General features: G+C 55.1%; 22 protein-coding genes. 4 read left to right on the top strand and 18 right to left on the bottom strand.

Annotation, left to right across the window (positions count from 1 at the left end):
- Positions 1-190: 190 nt before the first annotated feature.
- On the top strand, positions 191-1,651 hold the full coding sequence (gene mltF, locus AAIE04_RS19770; protein WP_019452327.1) for a membrane-bound lytic murein transglycosylase MltF: 1,461 nt from the start codon (positions 191-193) through the stop codon (positions 1,649-1,651).
- On the opposite strand, the gene tadA is transcribed toward mltF, so the two are convergent.
- Positions 1,652-2,158, bottom strand: coding sequence for a tRNA adenosine(34) deaminase TadA (tadA, locus tag AAIE04_RS19775; RefSeq protein WP_019452326.1), 507 nt, complete (start codon positions 2,156-2,158; stop codon positions 1,652-1,654).
- Between the two features lie 117 nt (positions 2,159-2,275).
- Here tadA and AAIE04_RS19780 point away from each other — a divergent pair, with 117 nt between their 5' ends.
- Entirely contained in the window at positions 2,276-3,328 is a 1,053-nt protein-coding gene (locus AAIE04_RS19780) for a DUF2157 domain-containing protein (RefSeq protein WP_211129588.1), read from the top strand.
- A 48-nt stretch (positions 3,329-3,376) separates the two neighbouring features.
- Here AAIE04_RS19780 and yfhb read toward each other — a convergent pair whose 3' ends face one another.
- Genes yfhb through murQ form a run of 3 tightly spaced genes read right to left on the bottom strand, consistent with a single transcriptional unit; the run spans position 3,377 to position 6,316 of the window.
- Positions 3,377-4,033: a phosphatidylglycerophosphatase C gene (yfhb, locus tag AAIE04_RS19785; RefSeq protein WP_019452324.1), complete on the bottom strand. Its 657-nt coding sequence runs from the start codon at positions 4,031-4,033 to the stop codon at positions 3,377-3,379.
- Positions 4,034-4,036: 3 nt separating this feature from the next.
- Positions 4,037-5,404, bottom strand: coding sequence for a PTS transporter subunit EIIC (locus tag AAIE04_RS19790; RefSeq protein ID WP_198637077.1), 1,368 nt, complete (start codon positions 5,402-5,404; stop codon positions 4,037-4,039).
- Between the two features lie 18 nt (positions 5,405-5,422).
- Positions 5,423-6,316, bottom strand: coding sequence for an N-acetylmuramic acid 6-phosphate etherase (gene murQ / locus AAIE04_RS19795; protein ID WP_498057118.1), 894 nt, complete (start codon positions 6,314-6,316; stop codon positions 5,423-5,425).
- Between the two features lie 167 nt (positions 6,317-6,483).
- Between murQ and AAIE04_RS19800 the strand changes: the two genes are divergently transcribed.
- Together AAIE04_RS19800 and AAIE04_RS19805 are read left to right on the top strand one after the other, a co-directional pair.
- Entirely contained in the window at positions 6,484-7,332 is an 849-nt protein-coding gene (locus tag AAIE04_RS19800; RefSeq protein WP_063919905.1) for a MurR/RpiR family transcriptional regulator, read from the top strand.
- Positions 7,333-7,475: 143 nt separating this feature from the next.
- Positions 7,476-9,020, top strand: coding sequence for a phosphoethanolamine transferase (locus AAIE04_RS19805; RefSeq protein WP_498577565.1), 1,545 nt, complete (start codon positions 7,476-7,478; stop codon positions 9,018-9,020).
- 273 nt (positions 9,021-9,293) lie between these two features.
- Here AAIE04_RS19805 and AAIE04_RS19810 read toward each other — a convergent pair whose 3' ends face one another.
- The 14 genes from AAIE04_RS19810 to AAIE04_RS19875 form a co-directional block, all read right to left on the bottom strand.
- Positions 9,294-10,760 carry a phage tail fiber protein gene (locus AAIE04_RS19810; protein ID WP_498577566.1) on the bottom strand — a complete coding sequence of 489 codons (1,467 nt, stop codon included), beginning with the start codon at positions 10,758-10,760 and terminating at the stop codon, positions 9,294-9,296.
- Entirely contained in the window at positions 10,760-12,046 is a 1,287-nt protein-coding gene (locus tag AAIE04_RS19815; RefSeq protein ID WP_498577567.1) for a tail fiber domain-containing protein, read from the bottom strand. The genes AAIE04_RS19810 and AAIE04_RS19815 overlap by 1 nt, the downstream gene beginning before the upstream one ends.
- 69 nt (positions 12,047-12,115) lie before the next feature.
- Positions 12,116-12,370 (bottom strand): phage exclusion lipoprotein Cor, encoded by a 255-nt coding sequence (gene cor, locus AAIE04_RS19820; RefSeq protein WP_498577568.1) that lies wholly within the window; start codon positions 12,368-12,370, stop codon positions 12,116-12,118.
- Positions 12,371-12,390: 20 nt separating this feature from the next.
- Positions 12,391-13,122: a hypothetical protein gene (locus AAIE04_RS19825; protein ID WP_492175999.1), complete on the bottom strand. Its 732-nt coding sequence runs from the start codon at positions 13,120-13,122 to the stop codon at positions 12,391-12,393.
- 274 nt (positions 13,123-13,396) lie between these two features.
- Positions 13,397-16,561, bottom strand: coding sequence for a TipJ family phage tail tip protein (locus tag AAIE04_RS19830; protein WP_498577569.1), 3,165 nt, complete (start codon positions 16,559-16,561; stop codon positions 13,397-13,399).
- Positions 16,562-16,614: 53 nt separating this feature from the next.
- Positions 16,615-17,229 (bottom strand): tail assembly protein, encoded by a 615-nt coding sequence (locus AAIE04_RS19835; protein WP_498577570.1) that lies wholly within the window; start codon positions 17,227-17,229, stop codon positions 16,615-16,617.
- Positions 17,230-17,285: 56 nt separating this feature from the next.
- Positions 17,286-17,855, bottom strand: coding sequence for a zinc ribbon domain-containing protein (locus AAIE04_RS19840; protein WP_492175771.1), 570 nt, complete (start codon positions 17,853-17,855; stop codon positions 17,286-17,288).
- A 64-nt stretch (positions 17,856-17,919) separates the two neighbouring features.
- Positions 17,920-18,627: a C40 family peptidase gene (locus tag AAIE04_RS19845; protein WP_492175772.1), complete on the bottom strand. Its 708-nt coding sequence runs from the start codon at positions 18,625-18,627 to the stop codon at positions 17,920-17,922.
- 8 nt (positions 18,628-18,635) lie between these two features.
- The gene (locus AAIE04_RS19850) at positions 18,636-19,388 is read right to left on the bottom strand and encodes a phage minor tail protein L (RefSeq protein ID WP_498577601.1); all 753 of its coding nucleotides are present in this window, start codon (positions 19,386-19,388) and stop codon (positions 18,636-18,638) included.
- A 9-nt stretch (positions 19,389-19,397) separates the two neighbouring features.
- The gene (locus AAIE04_RS19855) at positions 19,398-19,736 is read right to left on the bottom strand and encodes a phage tail protein (RefSeq protein ID WP_492175773.1); all 339 of its coding nucleotides are present in this window, start codon (positions 19,734-19,736) and stop codon (positions 19,398-19,400) included.
- Positions 19,736-22,681, bottom strand: coding sequence for a phage tail tape measure protein (locus AAIE04_RS19860; RefSeq protein WP_498577571.1), 2,946 nt, complete (start codon positions 22,679-22,681; stop codon positions 19,736-19,738). Before AAIE04_RS19860 ends, AAIE04_RS19855 begins: the two co-directional genes overlap by 1 nt.
- Positions 22,682-22,913: 232 nt before the next feature.
- Complete coding sequence (locus tag AAIE04_RS19865; RefSeq protein WP_049272273.1) at positions 22,914-23,273, bottom strand: hypothetical protein; 360 nt, start codon at positions 23,271-23,273, stop codon at positions 22,914-22,916.
- 9 nt (positions 23,274-23,282) lie between these two features.
- Positions 23,283-23,537 (bottom strand): immunoglobulin domain-containing protein, encoded by a 255-nt coding sequence (locus tag AAIE04_RS19870; RefSeq protein ID WP_498577572.1) that lies wholly within the window; start codon positions 23,535-23,537, stop codon positions 23,283-23,285.
- 5 nt (positions 23,538-23,542) lie between these two features.
- Entirely contained in the window at positions 23,543-23,998 is a 456-nt protein-coding gene (locus tag AAIE04_RS19875) for a hypothetical protein (protein WP_033655098.1), read from the bottom strand.
- Positions 23,999-24,014: the final 16 nt, after the last annotated feature.

Below are 24,014 nucleotides of genomic sequence, written 5' to 3' on the forward strand. Positions count from 1 at the left end.
CCGCGCCGACGAAACCGTTTGCGTAGGGATTATTGATAAAAGCGTGCCGCACCGTCGAATTGTCATAACGTGTCAATAAAGTTGCACACTGGCGTTTTGTTGCGCAAAATGCCCCCGCACTGGTGATTTAACCATGAGAAAAGTCGTGGCTGCCGTCGCCGGTGTACCTGTGCCACCACTGGATAACTATTTGAAACGTCTTAAAATAAACTACATCCTCATCGGCGTTGTCACCCTGCTTCTGGCTCTCGCGCTGTGGCCCAATATCACCTGGCGCAGCGGCCAGGGCGGGCAACTCCAGGAGATCATTTCCCGCGGCGAGTTGCGTATCAGCACGCTGAATTCACCGCTGACCTATTTCAACACCAAGCAAGGGCCGGGTGGGCTCGACTACGAACTGGCCAAGCGCTTCGCCAACTACCTCGGGGTGAAGCTGGTGGTGATCCCCCATCAGAACATCAATGACCTGTTCGACGATCTGGACGACGATGACGCCGACCTGCTGGCGGCGGGCCTGATCTACAACCAGGAGCGCCTCAGCCGCGCACGCACTGGCCCGGCCTACTACTCAGTTTCCCAACAGCTGGTGTACCGGCTGGGCACCGCGCGGCCGAAAAGCTTCGCCGACATTAAAGGCAAGCTGGCGGTCGCCTCCGGTTCCGCGCACGTCAGCACGTTAAAGCAGCTCAAGCAGGATAAATACCCGGACCTCGCCTGGGAGTCCTCCAGCGATCTCACCTCCAAAGAGCTGCTGGAACGGGTTGCCGACGGCAAGCTGGATTACACCCTCGGCGATTCGGTGACCATCGCGCTGCTGCAGCGCATCCATCCGCAGCTGGCGGTGGCATTCGACGTCACCGACGAAGAACCGGTCACCTGGTACCTCAAACGTGACGGCGACGACAGCCTGTACGCGGCGATGCTGGATTTCTACAGTCAGATGGTGGACGACGGCACCCTGGCGCGGCTGGAAGAGAAATACCTCGGCCACGTCGGCAGCTTCGACTATGTGGACACCAAAACCTTCCTGTCGGCCATCGACTCGGTGCTGCCCAACTTCCGCCCGCTGTTCGAGAAGCACGCCAACGAGATCGACTGGAAGCTGCTGGCGGCCATCGCCTATCAGGAATCGCACTGGAATCCGCAGGCCACCTCTCCCACCGGCGTGCGCGGCCTGATGATGCTGACCCGCGCCACCGCCGACGGCCTGGGGGTCAATGACCGCCTCGATCCGGAAGAGAGCATTCAGGGCGGCGCCCTTTACCTGCAGCGGCTGATGGCCAAGGTGCCGGACAGCGTGCCGGAAGACGAACGCATCTGGTTCTCGCTGGCGGCCTACAACATGGGTTGGGGCCATATGCTGGACGCGCGCAAGCTGACCAAGACGCAAAAAGGCAACCCGGACAGCTGGGTCGACGTCAAGCAGCGCCTGCCGATGCTCAGCCAAAAGCGCTACTACCCGCAGCTGACCTATGGCTATGCGCGCGGGCGTGAAGCCTACAACTATGTAGAAAACATCCGCCGCTACCAGGTCAGCCTGGTGGGCTATCTGCAGGAAAAAGAGAGAAAGGCGGCGCAGGCGGCCGCCGAGCAGGAGGCGTTGGGGAAAGGCTATCCGACGGTGATGCCGGAACTGGCGCTCAACTACTGATTATTCCGGTTTATCCGCCGCCCGTTGCGCCAGCCTGAGCGCTTTTTTCTGTTCGCGGCGCAGGCGGAAGAAATTGCTCAGGGTGGCGGCGCATTCGTCCGCCAGCACGCCCGAGACGATCTCCACCTGATGGTTCATGCCCGGATGGCGCAGAATGTCCACCAGCGAACCGGCAGCGCCGGTTTTCTCGTCGGCGGCGCCATACACCAGCCGACGGATGCGGCTGTGCACCATCGCGCCGGCGCACATCACACAGGGCTCCAGCGTGACGTACAGCGTGGCGTTCAGCAGGCGATAATTTTGCAGCACCGCGCCGCCCTGGCGCAGCGCCATGATCTCGGCGTGTGCGGTAGGATCGTGGCGGCCTATCGGCCGGTTCCAGCCCTCGCCGATGACCTGATTGTCCAGCACCAGCAGCGCACCCACCGGCACCTCGCCCTCTTCCTGCGCGCGCAGGGCCAACCGCAATGCCTGACGCATCCAGTATTCATCGTTATATTCAGTCATCGCATAATTCCTCGTGCGCTTTTGCGGCGGGCATTATACACACTAGCCCCACTTTGTCGTAACCGCGCGACAATGGCTATACTGGCCGAATCAGCAGGTGATTCAGGGACAAGAAACATGAAACTCAGTAAAAAGAACGCCGTCGTGGTGCGCAAGGCGCTGGACGGCTGGGTCGGCGAAGGCGCCTTAACGCCCGAGCAACAACAGCAACTGCTGCAGCATATGGACGTGCAGCCTTTCGACTGGCGACGGCTGGCGCGCTATGCGTTTCTGGCCGCGCTGGCCTCGCTGCTGATCGCCGTCACCAGCCTGTTCGCCGACAGCGAACTGCTGGCATGGCTCAGCGAGCTGTTCCGCTTTGACGCGCCGGTACGCATGGCGATCGCCGGCGTACTGGCGGCGCTGGCCTACGTCTGGGCGCTGCGTCGCCGCCGGCGGCATCCGGAGAAACGCTACGGCAACGAGGCGGCGCTGTTTGTCGCGGTGTTGCTCACCGCCTGCGCCTTATGGCAACTGGGGGTCTGGCTGGATAACGGCAGCGGGCGGGTTTCCGTGCTGCTGCTGTTCGCCGCGCTGCTGTACGGCGCGATCGGCTGGTTCAGCCGCTCCGGACTGGTGTGGTGGTTCGCCCTGCTGTCGCTCGGCAACGCCTTCGGCGCCGAGACCGGCTACCTGTCCGGCTGGGGCGCCTACTGGCTCGGCATGAGCTACCCGATTCGCTTTATCGCCTTTGGCGCGGTACTGATCGCCGCCGCGCTGCTGCTGCGGCCGCTGTTGGCGCAGCGCGGTCTGCAGCGGGTGTCGCTGGCGATGGGGCTGCTGTACCTGTTCATCGCCTTGTGGCTGCTGTCGATCTTCGGCAACTACGGCGATCTCGACAGCTGGTACAGCGCGCGCCAGATCGAGCTGTTCCACTGGAGCCTGCTGTTCGGGCTGGCCGCCCTCGCCGCCATCTGGCTGGGGTTGAAACATGACGACGCCATGCTGCGCGGTTTCGGGCTGACCTTCCTCGGCATTAACCTGTATACCCGCCTGTTCGAATTTTTCTGGGACAGCATGCCGAAGACGATTTTCTTCGCGCTGCTCGGGCTGAGCCTGTGGGCGTTAGGACATTATGCGGAGAAAATTTGGCAGCTGGGGCGCAAGCCGCACGACGTGAGCGACGACTAATCGCAGTACCGATAACAACAACAAAGGGCGGAATCCTCCGCCCTTGGTTTATTCCAGCTGCTGCAGCTCACCCTGTTTGCTTACCCGCCAGCGGTGCTCGCAAAAGAACAGCAGCGGATTGTCCTGCTTGCTGTCGCTGTAACCACTGTACAGCTTCAGCGGCGCACCGAGCCGCTGCTCCAGCTGCACCACTTTCTGCTCCCCCAGGCAACGCAGGGTCAAGACCCAACCGCCGCAGCGGCGCGTGATGCGGCTGCCGATCAACCGCACCCGCGGCAGAAACGCCGAATCGCGATACACCTGCTCCACCAGCCGTTCCGGCGAGCCGGTAATCAGCCACACTTCGGCATCGTGCTCCTCCAGATACTGCCGCAGCCGCATTTGCACCACCGGAAATGCGGTCACCTTCTGGCGAAAAGCCTCGATAAACTGCCGCTCCAGCGCCTTCAGCGTCGCTTCGGAACGCCCGAAAGTGATCGCCCACAGCAGCAGGCTCATCGGCCAGCGCGCAGCGCGCCCCAGCAGCAACAGCGCCAGACCGATCGGCAGCAGCAGCGGCACCACCAGCAGCAGGTTCAGCGGTAGGCGGCGTAGCAGGAAGCGCAAGAAACTGCCGAACATATCCTCCTGATGCAGGGTGCCGTCCAGATCGAAAAACACCACGCGGCGCCCTTCTGCGGCCGGTTGTTGCTGCTTGTCGCTCAAACGCTACTCCTCGGGATCGTTGAACCCCATCATCCAGGTGAAGAGAAAACCGGCGATAATCGTAATCAGCATCCCCGCCAGATACAACATCACCTTACCTGAGACGATGGTCAACGCCAAAGGCAGCCCCGAAATGCCGAAGGTGATGACCGTCGCCACCTTCCAGTAGCTGATCAGCGCGCCGCCGACCGCGCCGCCGAGGCAGGCGCCGATAAACGGCCGGCCCAGCGGCAGCGTCACCCCAAAGATCAGCGGCTCGCCGATGCCGAGAATGCCGACCGGCAACGCCCCTTTGATCACCTTCTTCAGCCGCGCGTTGCGGGTTTTCAACAGTACCGCCAGCGCCGCCCCCACCTGGCCAACGCCGGCCATCGCCAGAATCGGCAGCAGCGGGTTGGAACCGTGCGCCTGCACCAGTTCGACGTGGATCGGCACCAGCCCCTGATGCAGGCCGGAGAGCACCAGCGGCAGGAACAGCCCCGAGAGCAACGCTCCCACCAGCAGCCCGCCCTTGTCGATCGCCAGATTGGCGCCGTGAGCGATGGCGTCGGAGATAATGCCGCCGATCGGCTGCAAAATCAGGATCGCCAACGAGGCGGTCACCAGCGTGGTCAGCAATGGGTTAAGGATCAGTTCGACCGACTCCGGCAACAGCGTGCGCAGGCGCTTCTCTACCCAGCACATCAACGCCACCACCAACAATACGGCGATCACCCCGCCGCGCCCCGGCTGCAGCGCCTCGCCAAACAAGGTGATCTGCGCCAGCGCCGGACTGGAAAGAATGCCGGCCATCACGCCGCCCATCGCCTGCGAGCCGCCAAACACCCGCGCAGCGTTAACCCCGACCAGAATGTTCATGATGGCGAACACCGCGCTGCCGAAGATAGCCAGCAGCCCCAGCACGTTCGGATAGTCCACCGCCAGCTGGCCGGCGATGTCGGGCCGTTTCAGCAGGTTGATGATGCCGGTGATCAGCCCCGAGGCGATAAACGCCGGGATCAGCGGAATAAAAACATCGGCCAGCTTTTTCAGCGCACCGCTCATCGGCGCCGCGTACTTTTGCTTGGCCTGCGCTTTTGTGCGAGCGGCATCGCCGACGGCGGCAACGGGCTGCGCATCACCGCTCAACAGCCCGCGCATGGCGTCCACCACCTTGGCGGCGGCACCCGGGCCGACGATAAACTGATGCTGTTCACCCTGCTTGATATAGCCCTTCACGCCCGGCAGCTGCTTGAGGGCGGCCAGATCCAGGCGCTGCTCATCGCTGACCTCGACGCGCACCCGCGTCATGCAGTTTTCCAGTTTGAGGATATTGCCCTCGCCCCCCACACCCGCCAGGATCTGTGTCGCCAATGCCGTTGTCTTGTCCATCGCCGCCCCCACCGTGAATTAACGCGCCAACGCCGCGCGCAGATAACCGTCGTGCTGCTGCAGCCGCTGCTGCGCCTCTTCAGCGCTGACGCCGGCCAGAATCATCAGGATCGCCGGTTTGACCTCAAAGCCGGTCTGCGTCAGCGCCGCCTCCGCCTGAGCGCGTCCGGCGCCGGTGGCCTCCACCACGATGCGGCAGGCGCGATCCACCAGTTTGACGTTGGTGGCCTTCACGTCCACCATCAGGTTCTGATAGACCTTACCCAGCTTGACCATCGCGCCGGTCGACAGCATGTTGAGCACCAGTTTCTGCGCGGTGCCGGATTTCAGGCGAGTCGAGCCGGTCAGGGCCTCCGGCCCCACCACCGGCGAGATCGCTACCTGCGCTTCATGCGCGATAGGCGAGTCCGGGTTGCAGGAGATGGCCGCCGTCGGGCAGCCCAGCCCGCGGGCATAGCGCAGTGCGCCGATCACATAAGGCGTGCGCCCGGAGGCCGCCAGCCCCACCACCATATCGACGGCGGTCAGATTCAGCGCTCTGAGATCGGCTTCCCCCAGGGCTTCGTCGTCTTCCGCCCCTTCCACCGCTTTGAGCAGCGCGCCCGGTCCGCCGGCGATCAGCCCCACCACCACACCGTGCGGCACGCCGAAAGTCGGCGGGCATTCGGAAGCATCCAGCACGCCCAGCCGGCCGCTGGTGCCGGCGCCCAAATAAATCAGCCGTCCGCCGGCCTTTAGCGCCGCCGCCGCCAGGTCAACCGCCTGCGCGATCGCCGGCAGCACCTTTTCGATCGCTTCCGGCACCTTGCGATCCTCCTGGTTAAAACAGCGGACCATGTTCAGCGTCGACATCTCATCCAGCCCCATGGTGGCCGGGTTGCGGGTTTCCGATACCAGTGCGCCTAAATTCATCTGTTCACCTTTGAATTTTTAATTCACAAAATTAAATCAATATTTGAATATTTTATTCAACAAAGCGAGCGCTATTTGCTATTTTAACGGTGAGCTCACAAAAATTTTCACCGCGCGTTTTCGCCCTCTGCATGGCAAAATGGCCGCTGGTTTCCAGGGAAAGAACAATGAGTACCCTTCTGCGCATTCGCCAGATGTATCCGACACTGGCGCAAAACGACCGCAAGCTGGCGGATTTTCTGCTGAATAACGCCGAGCAGGCGCGCCATCTCAGCTCGCAAAAGCTGGCTCAGCTGGCCGGCATCAGCCAATCGAGCGTGGTGAAGTTCGCCCAAAAGCTGGGCTATAAAGGCTTTCCGGCGCTAAAGCTGGCGCTGAGCGAAACGCTGGCCCAACCGCAGGCCGAGCCGGTGGTGACCGTTCACAACCACATCCTCAGCAGCGATACGCTGAAAATCGTCGGTGAAAAGCTGCTGGCGGAAAAGCAGGCGGCGCTGCGCGCGACGCTCGACATCAACAGCGAAGAACGGCTGCATCAGGCATTGGACATGCTGCGCCAGGCGCGCCGGGTGATGCTAATCGGCATCGGCGCTTCCGGGCTGGTAGCCAAGGATTTTTCCTTCAAGCTGCTGAAAATCGGCGTAATGGCGGTAGCCGAAGCGGATATGCACGTCCAGCTGGCGGCGGTGCAGGCGCTGGATAAACGCGATCTGCTGGTGGCGATCTCATTCAGCGGCGAACGGCGTGAAATCAATCTGGCGGCGGAAGAAGCGCGCCAGGCCGGCGCCAGGGTGCTGGCGCTGACAAGCTTCTCACCCAACGGCCTGCAGCAGCGCGCCGATCACTGCCTGTATACCATCGCCGAAGAGCCCCATACCCGCAGCGCGGCCATCTCTTCCAGCACCGCCCAGTTCGCTCTGACCGATCTGCTGTTTATGGCGCTGATCCAGCACGATCTCGATCATGCGCGTGACCGTATCAGGCACAGCGAACAATTAATGAAAAAGTTGGTTTGAGGCGTATAATGGCGGCCGATAAAAAGCCGCCAGTTCAATTATTTCCCTTCTCTGCATTCGAAAAATAATGTGCAGGCGGTTATTTAATCAATTATCGAACGATAATTGAGCTTGCATGGACAGCATTATTTGGCGATCTCATTATGAATACACACTCAGTAATTTTAGATAAGTTACGGCATTCCGTCGCTCATCCTCTTCTTCGTGCCAGTTTGTTTTATATCGTTACGGCATTGATATTAATCAAAGCCATGGGATACAGCGGTGGAAAAGGCATTGATATTCTTTTTATTGCACTTATTTTACTATTATTATCTATTCATTCGCTTACTCGATACGGCCTGATTATTCCGTTTATTCTGCTGTGTGCGCTGTATGCGCCGGTCGGGGCTATTTACGGCACCCCTTCCGCTACCGTGATGTCAGCCCTGTTGCAAACCAACCTGATAGAAGCGACGGAGTTCTTGCAGACCCTGCCTGCCCGTTGCTATCTGCTGCCTGCCGCCATTCTGGTTATGCTGGCCATTCTCGGCCTATTTATTTGGCGGCAAGCCATTTCAAAACAAACATTACTTCCCTTGCTAGCCCTGCTGGCGATTATCATTATCGCCAGAGCCTTCAATGGCGGCGTGGCGAACCTTAAACTGCCTGACTTCTTTTTATCCATTTACTCGGCTTACCATCAATACCAACAGCAGGTTGATGAATTAAGTGCCGGTGCTTCAGCGCCGAATACCTGGTCAGTAACCGCAGGCGCGCCAACGGATGAAAACTATGTCATTATCGTCGGCGAAAGTATGCGCAGGGATCATATGTCCTTATTTGATTATCCGGTGTCCACTACGCCGTTTCTGGATAATGCCAAAGGACGGTTTTACAGCAATTATATTTCTACCGCGCCAAATACCTTCGAATCGCTCCCTCGCACGCTGGCTTTAAGCAACGGCCACAACATTGCCATCGGAGATAATATCATCACCCTGGCAAAAGCCGCCGGCCTCAACACCCACTGGCTGTCCAATCAGGGCATGTTCGGACAATTCGATACGCCGGTGTCAAAAATCGCGATGTTCAGCGATAGCCATTATTTCCTGAAGAAAGGCGACTACCAATCGCGCAACACCAATGATGATGCGCTGCTGCCGATATTTGACCAATTATTGCGGCGCCAGGGGCAAGGCAACCTGTATGTGCTGCATCTGATGGGCTCACACGCCGACTTTTGCGAGCGGCTTAATGATGAACCACCAAGCATCGAGTCGCCGAATCAGGAACTGGCCTGCTACCTCTCCACCTATCGCAAGACCGACCGTTTCATCGAACAGGTTTATCAAAGTCTGAAACAGAACGGTGCGCCGTTTAAACTGTTCTATTTCTCCGATCACGGCCTTTCCCATAAGGATATCGGCGGCGGGCGTTCTTTGCGCCACAGCAGCGATACCCGGCAGAATTACCAGGTGCCGTTACTGGTGCTGACCGATCGTGATCGGCAACATCAGGTTATTGATGCCCCCTTGAGCGCTTTCGATTTTATCGGGCTGTTTGCTCAAGAAGCGGGAATACGAATCGCCTATCCGGAAGTGATGCCCACCCTGCATATGGTGGATGCAGACAAGCGCTGGGTGTTTGACGGGCAAAGAATGGTTGATTTCGATCAGTTGGCTGACGACCCGCCTGAGTTACCCTAAGCGGTAAGATGACGAAAAAACGCCCGTTGCGCGGTGATTCTATGATAGATTGCGCGCCAGCCCGAGCACACCGATGGAAAAATAACTGAAGATGGCACTGCTGATTACCAAGAAATGCATCAACTGCGACATGTGCGGACATGCCTATTAATTTCATTTAAATCAATAACATTTTTATTTGTGTTATTGATTGCGTTTCTTTGGTTTTCGAGAAAAAACCATACTAATTTCCATGCGTAACACAAAATAGCCGGGTAATCCCGGCTGTTTTCATTATGGCTCGGCTGTTTCATGTTGAAAATCTTCGACTACCTCATCAACTTCAAGAACAGGCATTTCCAGTCGCAGATCAATCCAACGCCCCGCCGGAATATCCATCGGCTCACCGGCCACAATCGCGGCTGTGTCGATGTCAAAACGGCGCTTGCTGACCTTCACATAGATTGTTCCGTCCTTGCCGGTGTTGGCTGAGACAAAGCACAGGCGGTTGCCGTTCACGTCCTGCGGCACTTCGATGTTCCAGCCCTCTTCCGCAAAACCTAACGCGCCGGAGACTTTGTAAACGCCAACCGAAACTCGCTCACCAGATACCCCTTCTGCCTCAGCATTCACCGCAACGCAGCCAGACAACGTAAAACCGTCCAAGTAGTCATCAGGCATCTTTTCCGGTTCGCCGGAAAGCCTGATAATAGGCGAAGCCTTCTTGATAAAACCGTTGGAGTCAGTTGTCGTATTCTGATTAGTCCAGGCATCGACAAACAGCACGCGGGCATCGGATGCAGTCGCGGGAATATTCGCTGGCAACACCTGCACATTCGAAAATGAGACATCGCTGATATTGGCGTGTCGGCTTGGCAACAGGATTGCGCCGGTATCACTCGAATACTGGTCTACTCGGCAATAAAGCTCAACAGTAAGCCCATCAGCTAACGTGTTCAACTTCGCTTCTTTAATTGTTCGATTATTTGCACCAAAAAGCGTATGAATAACAGCATTACTAAAGCCATCTTTATTCGTGTTACCTGTTTTAATAGTAACGAACTGAACGCCTTGCTGTAGCGGATTTCCGTTAAATAACGAGCCACCTATAATGATAAATCCAATTGTTTTACCATTCGAAGTATCTGCAAATTTAACTGTGATTTTCATCCAGGCTCCATTACTAACATACCCGGAAGTAAATCTATCATAGCAACTGCCAAGTAAAATTCCTTGTGCCGCCTCTTGACTAGTTTTTGCCCCTGTTCCACCCTGCGAGATACTAAGCGCAGTTTTCAGGCCAGACAGTGATGTAATGTCTGAGTTAGCGCCACTCTTTGCTGCATTCGCTAAAGTGGCCGACGCATTATTTTCACTGATTTTCGCGGCCGCGGCTGATGCTGCTGATTTTTCGGCGGACAAAGCTGCATCTGCACGCAGGCGATCGACAGTCTGCACAATCTCCGGCGTAATATCGCTTTCCCCTGGCCGACGCAGGAAATCATTGAGCGTGCCGGGTAGTGAATCGTTATAAACCTCAATAGCCCCCACCCGCTCCGGCTGCGCGCCATACACAGAAATGATGACCTCGTAAGCGCCCGGCTCCACGGATAGGGAGTATTTACCGCCGTCATCCGTCACCGATTGCGACTTTGCCAAATTCAACACCGTAGACGACGTTTTAATCGAGCGCATAGTGATGGTTACGCCAGAGCGGGGATCGCTATAAGGCCCCTTTAATACACCGCTGATTAACACCATTATTTATCCCCCATTAACAAGTTAATTAATTCATCTTGGCGATCTATTCTTTCCAGCATTTCCTTATTCGCTGTCAATAAAAGGCCAAATAGCTCAAGTGGATTAAGAGATTTTTTTCCATCGGATAATGTCGTAACACCATTAGGTAATATTTTCTCGACTTCCTGTGCAATCACACCGAAATCATGCGTAGCACCTATAGTTACCCCGCCATCATAAGTAGTATCTTTAAATTTGTATGACACCGGGCGAATTTTACGTATAACGGCCGAAGCGGCACCCGGTTCCACTGGATTAATTTTCTCTTTGATTTTTTCGTCTGAATCAAAGAAGTTCATACCCTTAGGAACACCATCGACAAAAATCTCAACATAGCCCGCGCCTAACCCCGTAAATGAACGTACCCGCCCATTTAAAGAATAAACTCCACTGGGAGCAATCATTGTCCCGTCAGGATTGAACGTGAAACGCGCCTTCTCTGCTGCATTAGATTTATTTAAAAGTCTAATCCAAAACCCGCCAAGGCCATCGCCGGGATTATTAACCAATGAACTTACCCCAGTCCCCGGTTGCTCATTCCATAATAAATATGTCCCCTGTAAGGAAAGGTTTACATTATTAACCCCGTTCAACACCCCCAGACCGCCGGTAAGCTGCCCGCCAGATTTACCGCCTACAGTATTCAAACGAGCATCATCACCAGCTGCAACAGTTCCGGCCGCAGAGCCTATATTTCTCGTTGACGAATTCCCCAGGCCAAGACCTGTTCGCGCGCCAGCTGCGTCTTTTGCACCCGTACCACCTTGGGCAACGGTGATAGCCGTGCTCAAAGCCTTCAGCTGAGTTATATCGTTGTTTACCCCTTTAGCGGCTTTATTTTCCAATGCCGTAGTAAAGCTATTCCAGGCCGGGCCGGTATAAGTGCTGCCGTCAGGTAACATCACAGTAATGTTTCCGGTGCCGCTGAATACCTGTTGCCAGTTGTTTTTATCGAGGTTCAGCCCGCGTAGGGCTTTGGCTGTCTCTGCGGCCAGCTGTGCGGTAATGGTGTTCATCGCGTCACGCGGTACGGCATACCATGCCGCGCCCGCCTGCGTTGGGCCGTCATAGGCTTTAATCAGCGTCGCCTGTGTGGCGCTATCAACGGTTTTCACCGGTAGCGTATACGTGACGCCGCCGACAACGCTCACGATGAAATCACCGGCTTTCAGCTCGGTATTGAACGCCGTCCCCGTACCTTTCACTACGGCGGAGTTGTTCGTTAGGGTAAGAGTGCCTGCGGGCATGATGCTCTCCTGAATTTAGGCAACAAAAAACCCGGCGCGGTGGCCGGGTTGCTTGGTGTTGAGTGACTTTTATTTATCGCAGGTCGTGCGCGTGAAGTTGGTTGTGTCTACCCATGTTGACTTGAACACTGAACCCGCTAAGTATTGTTTTTTACCACCATAATCGCGCGTATCGTAAATGGGAATCCGATAGTCTTGTCGGCCTATGTTAGCGACGCCCTCACACAACACTGGGCGTTCTTTCATCAGATTTGCACAACCGGTTAGCAATAGTATAGTGCAAATGGTGATTATTTTATTCGCATTCATATAGACCTCTTCCATGATCAGTTATAGTGAAATCATTATAATCCAGTCACATCAATAATCATATACACACCAAGTCCAGATTGGCTATTGCCTTGCCCCTGGCTAGATTGCGATTGCAGATACTGGCTGTGGAACACGCCACCTTGAAACAACGCAGTGTTACCAGAGAACACCACCCCTGAGAACATGTATGTGATATCAGTTTCCCAATACTTCCCGACATCATCATATGAAGATGAGAATGACCAAAAATATCCCTGGCTTACTGTTACGGCTGCATACTCTTTGTCAGTTGGGTATGCTTTATTCGTCTGAGGCTGACTCCCATTATTGAAACCGGGCAGATAAACCATATCAACCACATTCATATAATCATATCCACTATCAAAAACAACTTGTCCTACCGAGTTCCTCAAGCAGAGATTACCTATTCTCGAGTTTGTTTTTGGTGCGGAGTCAAATATATAGAACTGACCTGTTACGTTTGAAGGATTAGATGGGTCTAATCCAATCATGTAACCAATCCTAAACGTATAATTATTTCCCACCTTCAGTGTTCTTACAATCGTTGTTCTATGGCTGGTGCACCTTATAGCCAGTAGCGGAGGATACTCTGGGTTAGTTGCTGTGTAATTAATGTCCTGATAGTCTCCTTCATCAACATCCCTATTAATTGAAAGATTACCTTTCGATGCTAATCTAATGTTCATGAAACTATCATCAATTAAAACACTTCCCCAGTCATTCAAAACGCGAATAAAAGCCATTAGTAAATGCCCCACATGATTGTGTAGGGCCTTGGGCTAGCACCCCACGAAATGACACCCGAATTGATATTCACCATCAGAGAAGTAAATCTAGTCAAGCCATCATTTTCAGCCGGTGTTGCTGAATACCAAATACTTCCATTTTCGTATCCAACAACATTTATGCTACCAGGAACGCCCGGCGAGGTTGTAGTTACGCCGATAACCTTGGTTAGTCTCTTAGAAAGGTCTACCTTAATCCTTCCAGAAGCATCTCTAACAATGAAAGTCGGCATTAAAGAGCAACCTCTATACGATTGATATTATTTGAATCTGTCATAACCCACGAGTCACCGGTAAATCTGGAACGCCCTCGTGAGTTACTCGCGTTAATCTCAAATACACCGGCCTTATTTAGCTGCCATCCTTTCCTTCCAGCGACGTAATCATTCGACTGAATATAGTTCCCAATCTTGGCATTATTGATTGAGCCATCCTGAATGAAAGCGTCGCTGATAAACACCTGGCCGTTAACCACAGCGAATGGCGAGTATTGCGTGTCGCCGCTGCCGCTCATCAACACGAACTGATTGGCGTTGAAACCGATACGGGTGATGACGGGTTTACCGGTTTCCGCCAGCACGGCGATCGACATACCCGCGTTGTAGAACACGCCGTTAACCCTCACACCCGCTTTCAGTGTGTGGATTGCCGTTGCGCCGTCGGCATCAACCGTGGCCGTCAGCTTGTCCTCCAGTACAGCTGTCACGTCGTCAATCTGCGCCTGCACCTGCGTAGACAGTTCGGCCAGGGCGTGATCGACTTCTGCTATTGTGGTTTTCACCACCAGAATATCAGCCCGTACCGTGCCGTACTGCGCCCACTGGTGCTCAACCGTCGCGTTGTTGGCCAGCGCATTCTGAATGATGGCCTCAATGTTTGTGTCAATGTCGCCAGTGAGGCGGTCACCGTCCTTATCCGTCAGGAAGCCATCGCCGATGCTCTCCAGGTAGTCACCGGCGTTTGCGTTGGATTGCCCCTTAATCCAGCCAGTCCAGTCGCCCTGGTTGCCGGTGCGGTCTTGCAGACGAGCACGGAACCAGAACTCTTGCCCCGCCTTCAACCCGGTCATAGTGTGGGTGTGCAGCGGGTACGGGATATCGGCCAGCAGCATCGCGTTATTCCCGGCGGCGTTGTCCGCATACTGAATTTCGGTTTTCAGCGTGTCTTCGGCCCCGTCTGGGAATCCCCAATCGAGCTGGATACCCCACAGTAACGGAGAAGCCTTGAAGCCGACCGGCACCGGCGGCTTACCCTCTTTCCCCTTCAGGTAGGTTTCCATCGACGTCGCCCAGACAGACGATACGTCACTAGCATTGATGGCTCGCACGCGCACCAAGTAGCGACCGGCGTAAATGCCTGGCACTTCAAAACCGAGCGCCGAAGTGCGCGGCATCGATACCCAGTTACCATTATCTTTCCGCCATTCCGCCTCATACGCTATCGCGTTATCTACTGCCCCCCAGGCTGCGCGCATGGTGGTAATCGCGATACCCTGGCTCACCGAGGAGTAGCTGTCGATGGTGATGTTTTTCGGCGGGGCTTGCACGCCAGGAGGAATAATTGATATCGGGCGATCGTCGATGCGCGCGCCAGTATCGATGCGAGCGTATTTGTTCGGGTCATGCTCGGTTGCGTTAATGGTAAAAGTGTTGTCGCCATTGTCAGCGATACCCACCACGCGATAGAGCTGCACAGCCAGATCGTCAGCGTCGATAGACCAGGCAGACTCCGGCACGGGAATCTCGCTATAGGCCGTGGTCACCGTCACAACGCGATCATTCACCGCCTGCACAGTGCGCGCTTGTGCTTTGCCTGAAGGCAGGTTTATGATCAGGCGATCGCCGACTTTAGCACCTGGCTTTCTGTCCAGCTTCAACTTGCGACCGTCCACCGCACTGATACGGCCACCGATCACCCTACCGGCGACCATCTGATCGGCCACGCCGACGATATGTCCAGGCATGGGGATCATGCCATCGAGGCCAACAGAGAAAGTAACCGTGCGGTCTTTGCTGTTGGTCAGCAATGCCCAGCGGCCCCGGCGGTTTGCCTCGCTCTGGCGGGTACAACCGATCGCCGTCAGCTCGGTTTGGTTCACGTCGTACCGGCGCACCAGGTCGCTATCAAATACAGCCTCTATCGCATCGGCGTAGTGGTTCGCCGGATCAGACCAACTAACCATCGCGGTGCTGTAGCGGGTGCGCTCGCTGGCCGACGAGTAGGTAAACTTGCCGTCGATAACGTTGGCACGGGTATAGGTGAAGTCCATATCGCGCGGCATATCCGCTAGGGCGACCATTTGGTTTTGTCCCCAATAGGTCATGCCACGGAAGATACCGGCCAGATCGCTCAGCACCGTCCAGGCATCCTCGCGGGATTGAATGTAAACGTTGCAGGTAAAGCGCGGCTCCATGCCATCACCGCCGCGACCATCTGGCACCGGCTGATCGCAATACTGCGCGATGCGGTACAGTTCAGACTCGGATACCTGAGTTGAGTCGATGCGATCACCCAGGCCAAAACGGTCAGCCAGAATAATGTCGTAGAACACCCAGGCCGGATTGTCGCTGTAGGCCCACTTAAAGCCCCCCGTCCAAACGCCGGTATAGCTGCGCGATTCCGGGTCATAGTTGTCAGGCACCCGGATAACTCGCCCACGCGGCGCGCAACTGATCTTCGGGATGTTCGGAAACTGTTTGGAATCGAACTCAACGTACAGCAGCGCCGTGTTCGGGTAGCGCAACTTGGCGTCAATAATTTCCGTCAACGCCTCGATGTTCATACGGTCGGCGATACGGGCGCTGTTGGCGTTAGGCGTCAACCGGCGAACTCGCACCTGCCAGCCCGTGGTGGCTTTCGGTAAGTTGATGCGGTGAGAACGTTCATACAGCGAGGTGGTTTTGTCGTCGATTGCTGCCGTTAACATTTCCTGATAGCTGCCGCCATCGGTGGCCACATCAATGGCGTATTCGATGCGGTAGCCGTTAACATCGCCGTTGTCTTCTTGCTTTTGCAGCATCGGCCAGCCAAAGCGCAGACGCACAGCGGAAAGCTGCAGGTTCGATACTGACCGCACCCACGGCGTGCCGCTTTTCAGTTCTGTGCCGACGGTGATCTCGTTTTCGACAGCAGGAATACCCTGAATATAATCCTGTGCCTGCGTGCCTGGGCGAAACTCCCAACGGAAGCCGGGGAAATTTTCAGAGCCATCGGCATTAATTGCGGGGGTGCCGTCAGCGAAAATGTTTGTGCCATCCAGCCCACCGGCAAACTCGCCCTCACCCAAGGCAAATAACATCTTTGCTCTTGCGATCGACTGAATGCTGTCCGGCGATTCTACCGGCGTGTGGCCGCCACCACCGCCGCCTTTCCGCCCACGGATAATTTTCTGTGCCATATTTCGCCCATAAAAAAAGCCGCTATTGCGGCTGTCTGTTCAAACGAATGTTGTTATTGCTGGTCTTCGGTATAGATGCCAGCGGATATAACCGCTCCGCCTATCTCACGCGTACCGTACAGTACACCAACAGGATTACCCTGCGCCGTGGTGTTGACAGGCCCGCCAAAGGCATAGCTCGGCTTGTTGTCCTGGTCTTGGCGCATGCGCAGTCCGCCTGCTTGAGGGGATAGCATTTGAACAACACCACCAAGGGCCATTGCTGCACCTGCATAAGCCATAGAAGCCCACCCACCCGTTGCCGAAAAAACACCAAGCCCAGCGGGTGAGAAGGCCATAGCCGCACCAATTAATGCCACCCCTAAAATAGTTTGGAATAGGCCAGCACGCTTGCTCCCAATCACAACGGGAACAAGGTGAATATCTTCCGTCCCTTTGGTTAGATCAAGCTCATCCTGCCCGACATTGCGTTTACCGACGAAAACTGAAAATGTCAGGCCACGCTTGTGCGCCTCAAGCATGTAACGTTCAAAGCCGGGTAACAGATTCTTCATCGCATCGATCGCCTTTGGTACCGTTGGCGCCCGATATTTAAATTCGCGACCGAACACACTAATCATAGGGCCGTGAAATCGTATAGTTCTTAGTGGAACCTCTAAAAACCCCATACTACCTCCAATAAAAAACCTCGAAAAACGAGTTTTTTTCTAACAGAAGAAAAGTATTATTTTTTACTCTTTATCCTAATCAACTCACTCTCCAGATGCGATTCAAAATTTATTCCCATCTGCTTTCCCATGGTTTCCTTAAGCGTGCTAATTGTTGGTGCATTAGTTACCATCACAGAAAGAGCTTTGTTATTTGGCATTTCTAGGTGCATTTTCATTGCTATTTCTGAAACCACAGGCAGATTCAACACCTTCTTTCCATCAGAGTTAGTAATAACCAGTTCATTTGCACTATGCCCATGAACTTTTGGTAACTCACCTTTACTTAAGTGTTCTGAAACATCACTACCACAATGTTTGCACTTTAAAGCATCACGATTAATATCCTCTGCACAGAACGGGCATTTGACTATTTTATATGAAGGGATAGCCTTGCAAAACACAGAGATTATCAAACCACAAACAATGACAATGCCACCAATAATAATTTGATTTTGTTTATTTGCCATCAACCCAATGTTGTTTACTCTACCACCATATCCGGTTGCAACACTTGTATCAATATTTAAAGCTACGAGCACCCATATGACACCGACAGCTAATATTAAGAAACCAATATTTCTCATTTAACTAACACCTATCCGGACTAAAAAGTACCGATATGTTAACAGATGCCATAGAAACAATAAATTAGTACCTTAACGCCCTGAGCCTAACAATTTTGATCGTTCTTTCTTTCCAATAGCCACCGTAAGGCACCCGCTGACTAAGCATGCCGTACATGTGGTGCAACAGCATGCCGTCTTCGAGCAGAATACCGGCATGGTTCGCCACCGGCGCGGAAACCTGCATAATCACCATGTCACCCGGCATCGGTGGGCCGTCGAACTCTCGAAAACCGCAGTCGTGCCAGTTGTCCAAGTAGAGATTTTCGCCCCGTTCCCACCACGGATAATCAACGCGGTAATCCTGGAGCGCTATGCCGTGCTCCTGCCGGAAATAGCTCATGATCAGCCCCCAGCAGTCGGTATGACCCAGCACGAACTGGCGACCAATCAACGGCAATTCCCCGCGCGGCATGATAGTTCGCAAGTCCCCCTCTGGCCAGCTGGCAATCACCCAAGGCAACTCCATCGCGTCACATTGCGCCTTGTCCAGTTCGCTCGGCTGCGTGGTGGCATCCGGGTGACTGTGCACAATCATTGTGATCGTCCCCCACTCGGCGGCGGTCACATAATCCTCTGGCGACAGGTGAAACTGTTCGGTGGGATTATCCGACAGGTTACGGCAGGGAAAGTAACGCTCAACACGGGATTTCTGCGCCACGAGGCCGCAGCACTCGCGCGGATACTCAGCCTCGGCGTGCGCCATAATGGCTGCTATGGTTTTCTCTTTCATAACGCCACCTACTGCTTAATCAGGGCTGCACCAGGGAAGCCGCCGAACGGTAAAGGCTCAGTCTCACCAAAACGTTTTTGGCAATCACTCAGCAGCCCACCGCAGCGATCTTTACTTGGGTCATCCACCGGATTGCCCTTGTCGTCAAAATATCGTGAGCCTGCGTAATCGCAGCCCTTACCGGTGCGATACCATCCACGCGAACACCAAGTGCACAGGCTGTGGATTTGGCGGGTCGGGATGCGCAGCCCCCGAAGGTCTGCCGGGCTGGATAGTTCGAACTCCACCGCCTCATCGCTTTCCGTAGCTTTGCGATCGATGTAGAACACCTGTAGCTTTTCCTGCACCGGGTCAGCCATTGTGTTCCCTTCAGGGAAATTCCGGGCATCGAGGTAATGCACCAGCGTATCGTGAATCATCACCTTCGCCTGCGCCATATCTTCAAACTGAAGGCAAAGCGCAGTGATCAGGCCGTTGATATTGGCGACCGTCAATTTCGGTTCTGTGCTTTGGCTGTCGGAGGATATTTCCAGTCCCTCAACGGAAAACGGCCACGGCCCATACTCCTTGCCCTGCCACCAGATCGATTTTGCGGGGAGTTTCGTTTCGTCCCCGCCAGCAGCGGCCAGTTCTTCCGGCGTATAGGGAAGCGTATCGCTGTGAAAGCGCAGAATATCAGCACCGAACTTTGTCCCGTCCACTTCAACAAGACGAACGCGATTGCCCGGCTCCAACTTCTGCAGGTCTGTATTCAACATGATTAATCTCGGTTAAACGTGGAAGGCCTCGGTAAACGTGGCCGTCAGTGAATAGTTGTCCCCGCCCATGGCGACCGGCTTATAGCCCTCGCAGCGGTACAGGCCGGGAACGTTGGTAGGAGGTGTCCATTGGAATGACTTCACCCCTTGATGATCTTCAAGAAAGACGATAATCGGCGTGATGTAGTTGTACTTGCCGATAAAGGTCAAATCCCATGAGCGAATGATCGGGTTGATGCCGTCGCCGGAGACCTGCATATAACCATCGCCGAACTGCGCTTTCCGGATACGAAACCGGGTATCACCGGCGGCATTGACGCGCGCCGGATAGTTGAAGGTCTTAATGGCCATTACATCCCCTTGATTGCTTTCCAGATAGGCTGGCCGGGCTTCAGATTCCGGTTGATGACCTTCTGGCTTTCCTGCGCGGCGATGTTGCCCATCTGCTTGCCGAACTCTTCCCAGCCCTGATCGGCCTGGGTATTCACGTTACCGCCGCCTTCAATGGTGATGTAGACGTTCGGCGCGGCAGCAGCCTGTTGTGGCATAATAGCCCGCACACCCAGTGAACCATCAGCCCCACGTTTGAGCGGCATGATCGCCTCCGGGCCAGCTTCGCCCATTAGGCCTGCGCCCTTAGCGAAAGCAAACATGGTGGGATTGCTGACGATCTGGCCGCTGTATGCGCTCAGTGATGGAGACGAATAAACGCCGCCTTTGGCGTTGGCGAACATCGGTACTTGCCCTGGGTCATTGCCGGAGGGGGCGAAGAAGCTCATTCCGGCTTTAAGCGCGTTGAACATCGCCATCTTGATCATCATGCTGGCGAGATCGGTCAGGACAGACTTGGCGAAGTCGTTAAAGCTGGCTTTGCCTATGGTGACGAAGTTGGTCAGCATACCGGTCATGCCGTCAAATGTTCGGGTGGTAGCGTCTTTCACCTGCCCATAAACGTTACCGGCATTGGCTGACCAGTCCATCATTCCCTTTTTCAGCCCTGCGGTGTAATCGCCCTCGATAGCCGCTTTTTCCTGCGCGGCATTGCGCACGATATCCAGTTGGCGCTGCTGCTCACTGGCGAGAATGGCCGTCTGTTGCATGTACTGCTCGGACGTTTTGTCCGTCACTTCCTTATCCAGCTGCAAGCGGTGTTGCTGGAACGACTGCCGGATTTGCTGCTCAGCCACCATCTGATCGTAGGCATCAGTGGACATGGTCATCTGCGCGTTACGGTTGGCGTATTCCTGCTGTTTCGAGGCCGTTTCCATCACCAGGCTACGGGTTTGTTCCAACAGTTTTTTGCCAATCTCCCTTTCGCGGTTTGCCTTTTCCAGCGCCACATTCTCGGTTAATTGCGCCCTGATCTGGTCTTGCATGGACAACAGGCTTTTTTGACCGGCGGTCAACTTCTTACCCTGAAGCCCTGCAATCTCCTGATCGAAGGCCACCAGCTTTTTCTGCGATTCGGTCAGTTTGTCGGCATCTTGCGCCTGCGCGCGCAGCACGGAGGATTGTTGCTGCAACTGTTGCAGACGCCTTACGCCTTCACTATCGCTATACGCAGCCCCTTTAGACTTTGTGCCATACTGCTTGTTAATGCCCTTCAACGCCTGCGCATATTCGTCTGCCGTCAGTTTCCCGGCCTTAAACTGCGCCGATACAATCCCCGTTAGTCGAGCCTGTTCCTTTTTAGGATCAGCACCAGCCTTAATAGCAGCAGAAACTTCATTCTGTAACTTAAGCTCTTTCCGGGCGGCTTCCTGTTCCTGCTGCCGCCGCTTGTATAGCTCTTCGTTGGTTTTCTTCACCTCGTTAGCGGTATCGTTACTGATATCCAGCTTAACGCCCTGCGCCAGTGCCTGCGCCTGGCCGGTTTTCATGTGTGCCTGACCGATGATATCGAACGCAGACGCCACTTCATTTTTCAGCGACTTCCAGATAGACGCCAAGCCGCTGACGCTGTTCTCCTGCTCGGTGACTTTGGCTTTCACATCATCAAGGTATTTCTGCTGAAGTAACGCCGTCGCTTCACTGGTTTTGCCCTGCCTGGACAGCGTGGCGATATGATCGATAAACGTGGTGTTGAGCTGAACGCCCTGATTGGTCAACGCCTCCATTGCCTTGAGAGGTTCACCGCTCAGGCTTGATAGCGTCGAAACAAGATCATCGGATGACATACCCAGCTCGTTCATCCGTGTGCCGGTTTCAGCTATGTCCGACAGCATATTGCCACCGAATCCCGCGCCGGCGGCGCTGGTGACAGCCTTAACCGCATTCTCTGTGCCGCCGAGCGTCATCGTCAGCATACGCAGATCATTCACCGTCATAATGGCCTGAAGCCCTGACTTTTGAAGCGCTGCGGTATATGCCTTGGTCTCTGCCTCCCCTTTTTGGAACGCGGTATACAATGCCGTGGCACCGGCAACCGCCGCCATGATGCTTAAGCCAACCGGGCCACCCAGCAGGGCCAGCGCACTTTTCATCAGGTTGGTGCTGACCGCTGCCGCGCGCGCTGTAAAGGAAACCTCCTTGTTGGCCACACTGATTTGGTTCAGGGAGGAAAGCAGATTGGTTTTTCCCTGGGCTTCGGCAACATCTGCCGCCAGTACCGCTTTCGATGCCTGCGCCATTTTTTCCTTGGCGCTGACCTCAGCAAGATCAGCCTCGCGCACCTTGCGGTGAATGTCGGCATACTCTTTCTGGTAGCTGACCGAAAGGCCGTAGAGCTGGTTCTCCTGATTTTTTGCCGCATAGAAGCGCGCCATTTCCTGAGCCTGCTCGCGGGATGCTTGAGCCTGTTCACGGGTACGCTTAGCCGCATCGAACTGTGCCTGGGCCTGCTGGCGTGCAGATTGCGCCTGTTCAATCTGGCCCTGTGCCGCCTTGTTAAACTCAAGGGCAGCAGCCTTCGCCGCTTCGCGTTGGGCCTCCCAGCCGCTGGTCAGCCCCTTAAAGCCGATGAAAGTGCGGTCGAGCGTCGGGATTAATGTATTGGCCAGCGTGCTGACCGCGATGTTACTCCCACCGGCCAGGCCACTGATCACACTTCGCAGCCCTTCGAAGCCGCCCTGGCTGGCGCTGAGCGCACCGCTCAACGAGTTAAGCTGACCACCGGTGCGCTTCGCCTGATTGCCTATCTGGGTCAGCGCTTCGGTGGTTTTCTGGCTTTCCTGCTGCGCCTTGCCGGTAAAGTTTTTTGACGCGGTTTCTGCCGTTCTGAATGAATCGACAATTTGAGATTTAAAACTGGCGGAATTCAGGTGCAACGCTACCGCCAGAGTAGCTACATCGGCCATTACATGAGCGCTCGCACAACGGCAGCACACTGTTCATCAACATCAGATGCGACAGGGGCTGACAGATTGACAGGGGGCGGGGCAGCAGTATCGGACGTTGCCTTATCCACCAGCGAATAGAATGCCTCCCAGTGCTGGATAATGGAGGCCGGGAGGGCTGCAATTTTTCTGACGTCTGGCTCACCGAAGCGATCGGCCAACTGATAGATCAGCCATAGCCACGGTGAGTGGGTCAGTTTTTTTCGGCTTCCTCCAGCGTGCCGTAGCTGTGGTTCTGGATAGCGCGGATTGCATCAAATAACGCCGCGTTATCATGCGCGGCCAGCAGTTCCGCCGGTGACGGCAAATCAGACGCCGGTACTGATTTACCCTGCTCGTCAACCAGTGCAGAGAGGATCAACTGAGCACCCAGCAGTGTTGCTGCCTTTTGGTCACTCTCTGCCTGCGCCTTTCCAAGCCCTTCGTCGTAATCCATCAGTTCACATACCGTCAGGCGGCGAATATGTACCGGTACGCCAAACAGCGTGTGCGGCACAGCCGTATTGATGGGTTGAAGCAGCGCGGTCTTGAGGTTGATTTTCTTCTGGGTCATGCCATGTCCTTACTTAATGGTTACGGTTGCGGTTGCGCTGTTGACAGTGTCTGACCGCTCGGCAGACAACACCACGCGATAAACGCCTGCATCCGCCGCCACAACTGAGTTTTTGGTATAAGTGGCAGAGGTTGCACCGCTGATATCAGTGCCGTTTTTCTGCCATTTGTATTTAACGGGCTTGCCGTTACTGGAGGTAGCCGCAACAGTCAGGGACAAATTGCCCCCGACTGCCAGATCAGCGCTCTTCGGCTGGGTAGTCACGCTGATCACACCTTTGGGGCCACAGCTCCCCAGGTGTTGCTGTTCTGCTTGCCTTGCACCGTGATCTGAATGACTTCACTCGCCGGAGCGGTGATTTCATTCATCTTCCAGCCGGACAGCGAGAGGATCGAGGTGGAGGTGCGGCCGTTCGGCAGCTCAACATAGAACTGAACGGTTTCGCGGTTGTCCGCTGCGGTCAGGAACGCCGCAAAATCGGTATTGGATGGATCGTCGATAAACCCGATCGACTTCTCCGCGCCTTCCGGCAGGTCGGAGATAAATTGCTTTGTGGTGTCGATAAGGGTCGTGCAATCGACAAAACTGCCGGTCTGCCCCATCTCGCCCACAGCCTTACAGTTAACCAGCGCCTTCATGGCCGTCGGTGCTGCGCCGACAGCGCCCCACTTAACAACCGTGCCAGCCGGAAGCATGGCGTACTCTGGCGACGTTTTATCAGCCATAATTTCCCTCACTTAA

Source organism: Serratia sp. Ae19-1 (genome assembly GCF_059801225.1).